The sequence below is a fragment of the Plesiocystis pacifica SIR-1 genome (assembly GCF_000170895.1).
Classification (GTDB): Bacteria; Myxococcota_A; Polyangia; order Nannocystales; family Nannocystaceae; genus Plesiocystis; species Plesiocystis pacifica.
The window spans coordinates 1-9,459 of sequence record NZ_ABCS01000189.1; the positions used below are offsets into that span (position 1 = coordinate 1).

General features: G+C 71.2%; 7 protein-coding genes and 1 pseudogene. All 8 read right to left on the minus strand.

Annotated elements, in window-relative coordinates:
• Positions 1-80: 80 nt before the first annotated feature.
• A complete protein-coding gene (locus tag PPSIR1_RS51445; RefSeq protein ID WP_420813403.1) occupies positions 81-1,148 on the minus strand; it encodes a BRCT domain-containing protein in 1,068 nt (355 codons plus the stop codon).
• Positions 1,137-1,346, minus strand: a pseudogene (locus tag PPSIR1_RS51450) (BRCT domain-containing protein); the annotation flags it as partial. The gene PPSIR1_RS51445 and the pseudogene PPSIR1_RS51450, both read right to left, overlap by 12 nt.
• A gap of 771 nt (positions 1,347-2,117) precedes the next feature.
• Positions 2,118-3,242 (minus strand): TIGR02996 domain-containing protein, encoded by a 1,125-nt coding sequence (locus tag PPSIR1_RS40550; protein WP_006977146.1) that lies wholly within the window; start codon positions 3,240-3,242, stop codon positions 2,118-2,120.
• A 6-nt stretch (positions 3,243-3,248) separates the two neighbouring features.
• Complete coding sequence (locus PPSIR1_RS45365; protein ID WP_006977147.1) at positions 3,249-3,896, minus strand: amphi-Trp domain-containing protein; 648 nt, start codon at positions 3,894-3,896, stop codon at positions 3,249-3,251.
• A gap of 34 nt (positions 3,897-3,930) precedes the next feature.
• The gene (locus tag PPSIR1_RS40560; RefSeq protein WP_006977148.1) at positions 3,931-6,306 is read right to left on the minus strand and encodes a PDZ domain-containing protein; all 2,376 of its coding nucleotides are present in this window, start codon (positions 6,304-6,306) and stop codon (positions 3,931-3,933) included.
• Between the two features lie 134 nt (positions 6,307-6,440).
• Complete coding sequence (locus tag PPSIR1_RS40565) at positions 6,441-7,061, minus strand: RNA polymerase sigma factor (protein ID WP_006977149.1); 621 nt, start codon at positions 7,059-7,061, stop codon at positions 6,441-6,443.
• A gap of 179 nt (positions 7,062-7,240) precedes the next feature.
• Positions 7,241-7,420, minus strand: coding sequence for a hypothetical protein (locus tag PPSIR1_RS40570; protein ID WP_006977150.1), 180 nt, complete (start codon positions 7,418-7,420; stop codon positions 7,241-7,243).
• A 95-nt stretch (positions 7,421-7,515) separates the two neighbouring features.
• A partial coding sequence (locus tag PPSIR1_RS40575) for a tetratricopeptide repeat protein (protein ID WP_006977151.1) occupies positions 7,516-9,459 on the minus strand: 1,944 nt, incomplete at its 5' end.

Genomic DNA, 9,459 nt, shown 5'->3' on the forward strand with positions numbered 1-9,459 from the left:
CTCCATCGGAGTCGAGCCCCTCGTCAAACCACGACCCCAGGCCGGTCGGCGGAGCCACCAACCAGCCCGGGAGAGGCGAGCTAGCTCTGCCGGTCGCGGGCTTGTTTCAAGACCTCCGCGAGGGTGCGCGGGTTCTTGTCCCAGTGGGCCTTGTCCATGCGCAGCGGCTTGCTGCGGTGGCCGGCGTAGGTCAGCAAGAGCTCCCGGCGCGCGGCGATCGACCCACGGGTCGCGAGCAGGATCTCCATGTAGCTCTCGAAGTCCGTGATCCGGGCGTCGGTCCAGCACGCGCCGTGATCATCGCCGATGCTGATCGGAGGGCTCAGCGGCGAGCCCTTGGCCGCGATCATCACGAAGCCCGCCATGTTGTAGATGTTGAAGTTGTCGAACACCCGGATCGAGCGGGAGAAGTCCCACAGCGGGTAGCTCTCGCCCGCGAACTCCTCGTCGTTCTCGTGATCCTTCATGAAGTCGAAGTAGTGCTGGCCGTGCCAGTCGGCGTCGATGAAGGTCTCGCGCAGGGAGAGGATGTTGATGGCCCCGTCGCCGGGGTGATAGTCGTAGAACGAGGTGTTGACCCCTGGGCCCTGGGCGTTGGCGTTGTCCGTCGTCGCCCACATCAGCTGGAGGCCGTCGCACTGCCGGTAGAAGTTGAGGATCGAGGCCTCGAGCTCCTCGCCGAGGTGCTCGGACACGGCGTTGATGTCGGCCTCGCTCGCGGGCGGCGAGATGTGGTTGATGAGCAGGCGGACCTCCGAGGAGGCCTGGAGCTCTTGGAGCATCGCGCGGTAGCGGGGCAGGAAGTCCGCGAGCGCGCCGAGCAGCTCGACCTCCTCCGGGGCGCGCTCGTCCCCGATCATCCGCAGGAACTGGTCCTCGTTGACGGTCTCGACGCCCAGCTGGATGGCCAGGCGCTGCTTCGAGCCGGCGTCCTTACCGAGGATGAGCAGGTCCGTCGCGCCCGACACCGAGCTCGTCGGCTTGGCCCCGGCCGCGAGGATGTGCGCCTTGGCCTCGGCCCGGGTCATCAGCGAGAGCTTGCCGGTGACCGCGATCTTCTTGCCCTTTAGCGCCGCGACCGCCTTGGTCTCGACCTTGGGGGCCGCCTTGACCGTGGGCTTGGCGTCGACGTTGGCCACGAGCTGCATCAGCGCGGCCTCGTCGTGGACGGGGATGCCGAGCTTGTTGGCCTTGGCGAGCTTGGATCCGGGCTTTTCACCGACGAAGAGCAGGTCGGTGCTCTTGGACACCGAGCCCGAGACCTTGGCCCCGAGGGCGTTCAGGCGAGCTTCGGCCTCGGCGCGCTTGATCTTGGCGAGCTTGCCCGTGACGACCACGGTCTTTCCGTTGACGTCGATCGTTGGGCTCTGGTTGGCGGCAGGCTGCTCCTTGGCCGCGGGCTTCTTGGCCGCGGGCTTCTTGGCCGCGGGCTTCTTGGCCGCGGGTTTCTTGGCCGCGGGCTTCTTGGCCGCGGGCTTCTTGGCAGCGGGCTTTTTCTTGGCAGCGGGCTTTTTCTTGGCAGCGGGCTTTTTCTTGGCAGCGGGCTTCTTGGCCGCGGTCTTTTTCTTGGCCGCGGTCTTTTTCTTGGCCGCGGTCTTCTTCTTGGCCGCGGTCTTTTTCTTGGCCGCGGTCTTTTTCTTGGCCACGGTCTTTTTCTTGGCCGCGGTCTTCTTCTTGGCCGCGGTCTTCTTCTTGGCCGCGGTCTTCTTCTTGGCCGCGGTCTTTTTCTTGGCCGCGGTCTTTTTCTTGGCCGCGGTCTTCTTCTTGGCCGCAGTCTTCTTCTTGGCCGCAGTCTTCTTCTTGGTGGCCTTCTTCTTGGTGGCCTTCTTCTTGGTGGCCTTCTTCTTGGTGGCCTTCTTCTTGGTGGCCTTCTTCTTGGTGGCCTTCTTCTTGGTGGCCTTCTTCTTGGTGGCCTTCTTCTTGGTGGCCTTCTTCTTGGTGGCCTTCTTCTTGGTGGCCTTCTTCTTGGTGGCCTTCTTCTTGGTGGCCTTCTTCTTGGTGGCCTTCTTCTTGGCCGCAGTCTTCTTCTTGGTGGCCTTCTTCTTGGCCGTAGCTTTCTTCTTGGCAGTCTTCTTCTTTGTCTTCGCCATCGTCACTCGCTCGTCGCTGGTGCTACTTCAACGCCCCGCAGGCAGCACTATCTCATCGAGTTCGACCCGTGTGTGGGTCAGTTTGCGAGCGAAGGACTTGGCGGATCGGCCAAACTCGTTGCTCCGCAGGTTCAGCCGGCGGAGCTTGGGCAGGGGGAGGGCGAGGAGGTGCGCGAGGCCGCGGCGGGTCAAGCGGTTGCCGGACAGGTCGAGGGTCTCGAGCTCGCTCAGATCGAGCTGGTCGAGCCGGGCCACGCCCGCGTCTCCGATCAGCGCGCCCTCGAGCTCGAGCGCCCCGAGGGTCAGGGGGGCGAGGGCCGAGACGCCCTCGGGGCCTGGAAAACGCACGCCTCGGAGGGTCAGGGAGCGCAGGCTCGGGCTGAGCTCGCCGAGCAGCCCGAGGCTGGGGAGGCCGAGCTTGTTGAAGCTCAGATCGAGGGCGCGCAGGCCCTCGAAGGCGCGCAGGGCTCGGACTGCATCGACGCTCAGTTGTGCCTTCCACAGGCGCAGACCCGTGAGCGAGGGCGCGAACTCGGCTTTGGCGAGGGCGGCCACGGAGGCGGCCTCGACGGGGTTCGAGCCGATCGCCAGGGTGCGCAGCGAGCCGAGGGTCGAGCTGGCGGCGAGGGTGGCGAATTCGGCCGTTTTCAGCTCGCAGCTGGTCAGCCCGAGGCGCTCGAGCTTGGCGAGGTGCGGGTTGGCGGCGAGGGCCTGGGGGTCGATGCCGCGGGCGTAGCGAAACTCCAGCTCGCGCAGGTGCCCGAGCAGGGGCGAGGCGCACACCTTGGTCGAGGCCTCGTGGCGCTCGAGCCAGATGATCAGCTCGACCAGCAGGGGCAGGCGCTCGAACAGGCGCTCGCCGAGCTCGAGGAGCTCGGCAGCGGTGATCTCGGCGGCGACGATGAAGCCCCGGCGAAACACCGGCTGGGACAGGGGCAGGTCGCCGACGAGCTGGGTCCGGAGGGCGCTGATGAGCTGGGCCACGCGCCGCTTGAGGGCGACGTTGTCGGGGCTCGCGGCCTGCTCGAGCTGGGCGACGATCAGCTCGCCCAGGCGGTCACCCGAGCGGAGCAGCCAGTCGGCGTAGACCAGGCGGCGCGCGTCGTCTTCGGGGTTGGCGACGATCGCCGCGAGCAGCTCCTGACCGTCCATGGCCGCTCAGCCCTCGATGCGCGCGTAGTCGTCGGCGTCGAGGCGCTCGGGGAGGCCAGGGTGGTCGAGGAGGGTCCGGGCGAGGGCGACCTTGGGCAGGCTCGAGCGCCCGGGGACGCCGAGGGCCTGGGCGAGGGCGTAGAGCCGCTCTTTGGACAGGCGCAGCAGATCCTGGGGCGCGAGCTCGGGGGCCTCGGCCGGCGCGGAGGCTTCGGGAGCGGGGGCCTCGACGGTCGCTTTGGGAGCGGGAGCCGGCTCTGGGGCGCGGCGGCGGAGCAGGGAGGCGCTGGTATTGGCCGGCGCCTTGGCCTCGATGGGCTGAGGATCGCTGCCCTCGTCCTCGGCGTCACCGATGCGCAGCGTGGGCGCGCGCTCGACCTTCTTGGGCTTGGGGCGCTTCCAGCTCAGCTCGACGGACAGGGACTCGCGCAGGCCCTTGACCTTGGCCTCGAGCTCGAGCTCGAGGGTGTCGCTGGGCTGGAGGGTGAGGGCCTCGCCGGGCGCGTCGGTCTTGCCTGGCTCGCTGCCCGGCTTGGAGTGGTTGAGGGTGATCGCGCCGCTGCGTAGACCCGCGAGCAGATCCTCGAACAGGCTGACGACCTCCTCGCGCGTGAGCTTGGCTTCGTGTGAGAGCTTTTGTTTGCGGTCACCCATTGGCGTCGAGCCTCCCGGCCTCGACGCTATCAGATCAGCGGCCGGAGAGCTCGGCGACGGCGGCTGCCAGGACCTCATCCTCGCCGCGGCGCGTGCCTGCGAGGCTTGGGGCCACGGGGACGGACGGGCGCACGCCCGCGTGCGTGAGCGCGCTGCCGTCGGCGCGGAACAGGACGCCCGAGGACAGGCGCAGGCGCCAGCCTCCGGGCAGCCACAGCCACGCGCTCGGGCCTGGGTGGGCGTCGCCGGCGGTGCTTCGGCCGACGCACGCGACGCCCAGGTCGTCGAGGCCGGCGGCCTCGAGCTCGGCCTGGCCGCTGGTGCGCGCGTCGATCAGGGCCATCACGGCGTCGGTTGGGATGTCGAGGGGTCGTCCTCGCTTGGCGCCCGACCCCGGAGGGCTCCACCCAGAGAGGGGGCGGAGCTCGAGGGCGCCCGCGGCCGAGGGACCGCTGCGGACCTTGGCGATGGGCCCCGCAGCGTCGATGTCCGGGGCGAGGTGGGGGATCAGGGAGCCGTCGGCGTCGCGCAGCTCCCCGCGCAGATCGAGGATCAGCCCGCGCAGCCCTCGGGCGAGGCGCAGCCGCCGGGCGAGGCCGTCGAGGGAGGGCAGGCGCGTCGCGTCGGCGTAGACGATGCCGTCCTCGAGCTCGACGAAGGCGCGCTCGGGTCGGAGGTCGACGCCCGAGAGGCGGCGACGGTCGCGGCGCGCGAGGGCGGGGGCGTCGAGCTGCAGGCGTCGCTCCTCGCCGGCCTCGTCGGTGCGCGAGAGCTCGAGGGCCACCAGGGCGCCGCGCTCGGGACGGTCGAGCAGGCCCGCGACGGCGCGGTGGACCTGGGCGCTCGCCGTGGCCGCGGGGGTGCGCGCCAAAGCGGTCGCGAGGGCGGCCTCGATGGGTTCGCCGTCGATGGCCGTGATCACGTCGCCGGGGCGCAGGCCGTCGAGGCGCGAGGCGGGCTCGCCGGGGACGGGCCCGAGGACCACGCGCTCTTCGACCCAGGCGAGCTCGAAGGGCGGGGCCCAGCGCTTGCTCGGCCGCTCGGAGCCGTGGGTCTCGATCGCGCCCTGCCCGTCGTCGAGGGCGACCAGCCAGCCCTCGAGGGCGTCGCGGAGGACCTTGGGATCGGCCGACTCCGCCGTCGCGCACAGGGCCTCGGTCAACTCTTTGGGGCTCAGCGCGGCCGCCCGGGGGTGGAAGTGGCGCAGGGCCGCCCACGCGCGCAGCAGCACGAGCAGGCGCGTGCTCCGGTCGCTGGGGTCGTAGTCGAAGGCCGCCGCTTCGTCGAAGGCGAGGGCGGGGTCGGGGGCCTGGCTCTCGCTCGTCTCGTCCCACAGCGCGAGGGGGACGAGGGCGCGCAGGCCCATGCCGAGCTCGACGCGCGCCGGCTGGCTGGGCACGAGGACGTCGATGTCGTCGTGCTCGCCGCACTGGGCACAGGGCGGGTGGGGTCGGCGACGGCGAGGGGGCGTCGAGGGGAGCTCGCAGCGTGCCCGCGGGCCGTGGGCCAGGCGGATGGCGCAGCCGGGTTGGCCGGGGAGCCCCTCGGACAGGCCGCTGCGGCGCCACTGGACCAGGTTCAGGTCCTCGCGGGGGTCGAGGAGGGCGGCGGGGAGCTCAGGCTCGTCCTCGGCCTCGGGGGTCTTCGGGGCGTCGCCCTTGGCGGGCTCGGGCTTTGGGTCGGACTCGCCGTGGTTGGGCCGCGCCTTGGACTCGGGCTCGGGCTCCGCGTCGTCTTTCGCGTCGTCCTTGGTGTCCTCGGTCTCGGACCCCTCGGCTTCGGTCTCGGGCGCTTCGCTCTCTTCGGTCTCCGACTCGTCGGACTCGCCGTCTTCGGTCTCTGTCTCCGATCCGTCGTCGTCCGCCGCGTCGTCGTCGGTCTCGGTCTCGTCTTCGGCCTCGTCCTCGGTCTCCGTCGGCGCCTTGCCCCGGGTCGTGCGCGCGGGCGTGGGCGGTCGCTCGGCTTTGTGGGCGGTGACCTCCTCGCGCGCCCGATCCTCGACCTGCTCTTGTTCCTCTTCCTTGGGACACTGCGGCGCGTCCGGCTCGTCGAGGGCGGGCGGGGCCTCGGCCTGCCACACGCGGACCGTCGGCGCGACCTCGGCGAACAAGCCCTCGAGCCCGGCGCGCAAGGTCGCGCTGTCCTCCGCGCCCTCGAGCCCGCGGATGCCCGTGAGCACGAGGCTCTCGAAGCCGGCCCCGGTCACGGCGGCGCTCGGGTGCAGCCAACGGATGGTCCCGGCGAGCTCGGCGAGGGCGAGCAGGTTGAGGGCGCCCCGCTTGCTCAGCGCGCGGGTCCCCTCGGGTCCGCCAGCGGGCAGCTGGGTCGGGCGGGGTCGGGCGCAGGCCGCCGAGAGGGCGGTGAGGCTGGCGCCCAGCCAGACCCGGCGCGAGAAGGGAGCGCGGCTCACCGCGGGATTGTGCGGGCAATGAGGGCGCGACTCAAGGGCGAGCCGCGCTGAGAGCCTGGTCGGAAGGCGACGCTGGCCTCGCCCGCCCGTGGGCCCTGTCCGAGCGCCAGCTCGGCCTCGCCAAGTCGGTTTGCTCAGCGCTCGATCTTGGCCCGGTGCTCGCGGGCCCAGCCGCCCAGCGAGCCCATGGTGGTCTCGAGGGCCTCGGGCGACTCGGCGAGCTGGGTGACGAGCTTGCGCAGGCGCTCCTCGGCGCGCTGCAGCCTGGTCCGGGCGGTGCTCGGGTTGAGCTCGAGGGCCTCGGCGAGCTCGCGGGTGCGCAGGCGCTCCCAGTAGCGCAGGGCGATGATCAGCTGGTCGTCGACGGGCATGCGGTGCAGCGCCTTGAGGAGCAGGTGGTTGTCCTCGCGGCGCTGCATCTCGATGCTCTGGTTGGGGCGCAGGTCGACGAGGCTGCGCTCGCCCAGGTCGACGCCGGCCTTGCGACGGCCGCGGAGCTGCTCGTGGACGACGTTGCGGGCGACGCCGCCGATGTAGGCCTTGACGCGCTCGATCGCCGCGCCCGAGCGGGCCCGCTTGGCCAGGCGCTCGAACACCTCTTGCACGGCGTCCTGGGCCTCGGCGCCCGTCAGCAGGCTCTGGACGACTCGGCGCACGCCCGGCATGCGGCGGCGCATGAGCTGCTCCCCGGCCCGCTCATCGCCCGCGGCCCACGCGGCGTAGAGCTCCTCGTCGGTGGTCTCGGGGGCGGCCATGCGCCGATCATAGCGCAGGCTGCGGTGTCGAGCGCCAACGAGCGAATCGCCCCTCTCGGGGCGACTCGGCTGTGGGGTTGTCGGGGTCAGAGGGTCGGCCAGAACAAGTCCTGTCCGCCCCTCTGTCTATTTTAGCCGTCGTGGACGACGCCACGCCCTCCCTGCCCCACGTCCACGACTCAGGCGCCGTGGAAGCTGGCGCTGGGGTGGAGGGCCTCGGCCTGGCTGCGACGCGTGGGCACGCGGAGCTGGCGGATCGGGTTGGTCTGCTCTTCGCGCATGCGGGCGAGCTCGGCCAGCCCGGGGGCGAGGGCAACGGTGACGACGGTGAGGGTGGCGAGGGTGATGATGGCGGTCATGGGTCGGCTCTTTGCCGGTTCCTTCCGGCTACATCTACCAGTGCCGCTCGCCCCGAATCTGTCTCAGCATTTCAAAAAAAATCGTCGACCCAGGCTCAACCGGCGTCCATGTAGCGCGCGCGCAGGGCCTTGGCGTCGACGTAGGGGGCGAAGTCCGGCTCGGCGTGGGCCCACAGCCGCAGGGCCTCGTCGAGGCTCGCCCGGGCGGCCTCGCGTTCGCCTCGGCTCCACTGAACCTGCGCGCGAAATACGTGCATGTGCGCGTAGTTGGGGATGTACTCGAGCAGGTCCTCGACGATGACCTCGAGCTCGTCCCAGCGCTCGGTCCCGGCGAGGGCCTCGACGACGATCTGCTGCATGAAGGGGTCGTCCGCCGCGGTCTCCCGGTGGGCGTCCCACAGCGCCGTGGCGGCGGCCCAGTCCTCGTTGTAGATGTGCCAGCGCAGGGTGAAGATCACCCCCACGGCGTCGCGGAGGATCGGCTCGCGGGCGAGGATGGTCTCGATCTCGTCGTGGAAGGTCTCGGCCCGGGCCCGGTCGTCGGCCGCGATCGCCACGTCGAGCTTGGTGCCCAACAACATCAGCTGGGCGGTCTCGGCCTCGCCGGCGTCGAGGCGATCGAGGAGGGCGTAGGCCTCCTCCTCGTGCCCGGCGTAGCCGTAGGCGAGCAGGTAGTTCTCGTCTTGGTTGTTGAGGGTGAACAGCAGCTGGGCGGGGGGCAGCTCGGAGTGCTCGATGAGCCAGCGCGGGACGGCCTCGATGGCCGCGTAGGCCTCGCGGGTGCGGCCGAACATCAGCAGGCGCCGGGCGTACTTGCCGGCGATGGCGTGGTAGGTGTCCCGGGCCTCGCGGTCGCGGGGGTTGGCCTCGAACTGCTCGAGGGCCTTTTGGACCGGGTCGACGTGGAGCTTCAGGCCCTTTTCGTGGTTGCCGGCGATGATCTCCAGGTCTGCGTCGCCGCTGGCGTAGATCGGGTTGTCGGGCTCGAGGGCGTAGGCCCGGCCGAGCTCGATCTTGGCCTTGTCGAGCTCGCGCAGGCGCAGCCAGCTGTTGCCGAGCATGAGGTGGTACTTGGCGTCCTCGGGGCGGAGCTCGACGAGGGTCTCGGCGAACTGGCGCGACAGCTGGTAGCGCTCGGGGTCGTTGAGGGACAAGATCCACATGCCCCGGAGGGCGGCGATGTGGGTGGCGTCGACGCTGACCACCTGCTCGAGGACCTCGCGCGCGCCGTCTCGGTCGTTGCGGCCCATGCGGAGCTCGGCGAGGCTCATGAGGATGTCGACGTCGCCGGGGGCGTAGACGAGGGCGTCTTGGTAGGCCTGCTCGGCCAGCGCGCGCTTGCCCTCGAGCTCGAGCAGGAAGGCGCGGGCGTCGAGGCGCTCGGCGTCGTCGAGGCGGTAGTCGTGGTCGATCGCCCGGCCCATGAGCTCGAGGGTGCGGGCGTTGGCGTTGACCAGGCGCGAGTGCCGGGCGGCGAGCCAGCCGGCGCGGACGAAGGTCGGGTCGCGCTCGAAGGCGGCGTGGGCCAGGTCGAACTTGCGCTGCGGATCGTCCTCGGCGAAGGGCTCGCGGGCGGCGAAGTACAGGCGCAGGGCCTCCTCGTCGGCGGTGTAGCGGTCGCGGACGAGGGTCCGGGTGGGCTGTCGTCGGCCCGGGGAGAGCTCGCGGCCGAGCCACTCGGAGGCGTCGTCGATGGCGTCGAGCAAGGGCGCGGGGCCGAGCTCGACCGCGGCCGGGGGGCTCGGGGGTGCGTCCTCGGCCTCGCCCCGCGGGACCCGGCGGTCGAGCTCGAGGTTCAGGGTGTAGCCCGCCTCGCCGGCGGCCGCGATGCGCCCGTGGAGGATCTGCTCGCAGCCCCGCTTGTCCGCGAGCTCGGCCATGAGCGGCTCGGGCACCCGGGCGCCGGCGGGCGCACCGAGCTCGCGCAGGCGCTCGCGGTCGACGAACCAGGCCGGCTCGAGGGGCGCGAGGTGGGTGGGCTCGAGGGTCCCGTCGAGGATCTGGAGGATGCCCGTGCGCAGGGCCTGGTCGGCCTCGGG

Bases quoted from the DNA above. Each gene is read 5' to 3' on its own strand.
- PPSIR1_RS40570 (WP_006977150.1), bottom strand. From the start codon at position 7,420: ATGACCGCCATCATCACCCTCGCCACCCTCACCGTCGTCACCGTTGCC.
- PPSIR1_RS51445 (WP_420813403.1), bottom strand. From the start codon at position 1,148: ATGCAGCTCGTGGCCAACGTCGACGCCAAGCCCACGGTCAAGGCGGCC.
- PPSIR1_RS40550 (WP_006977146.1), bottom strand. From the start codon at position 3,242: ATGGACGGTCAGGAGCTGCTCGCGGCGATCGTCGCCAACCCCGAAGAC.
- PPSIR1_RS40565 (WP_006977149.1), bottom strand. From the start codon at position 7,061: ATGGCCGCCCCCGAGACCACCGACGAGGAGCTCTACGCCGCGTGGGCC.
- PPSIR1_RS45365 (WP_006977147.1), bottom strand. From the start codon at position 3,896: ATGGGTGACCGCAAACAAAAGCTCTCACACGAAGCCAAGCTCACGCGC.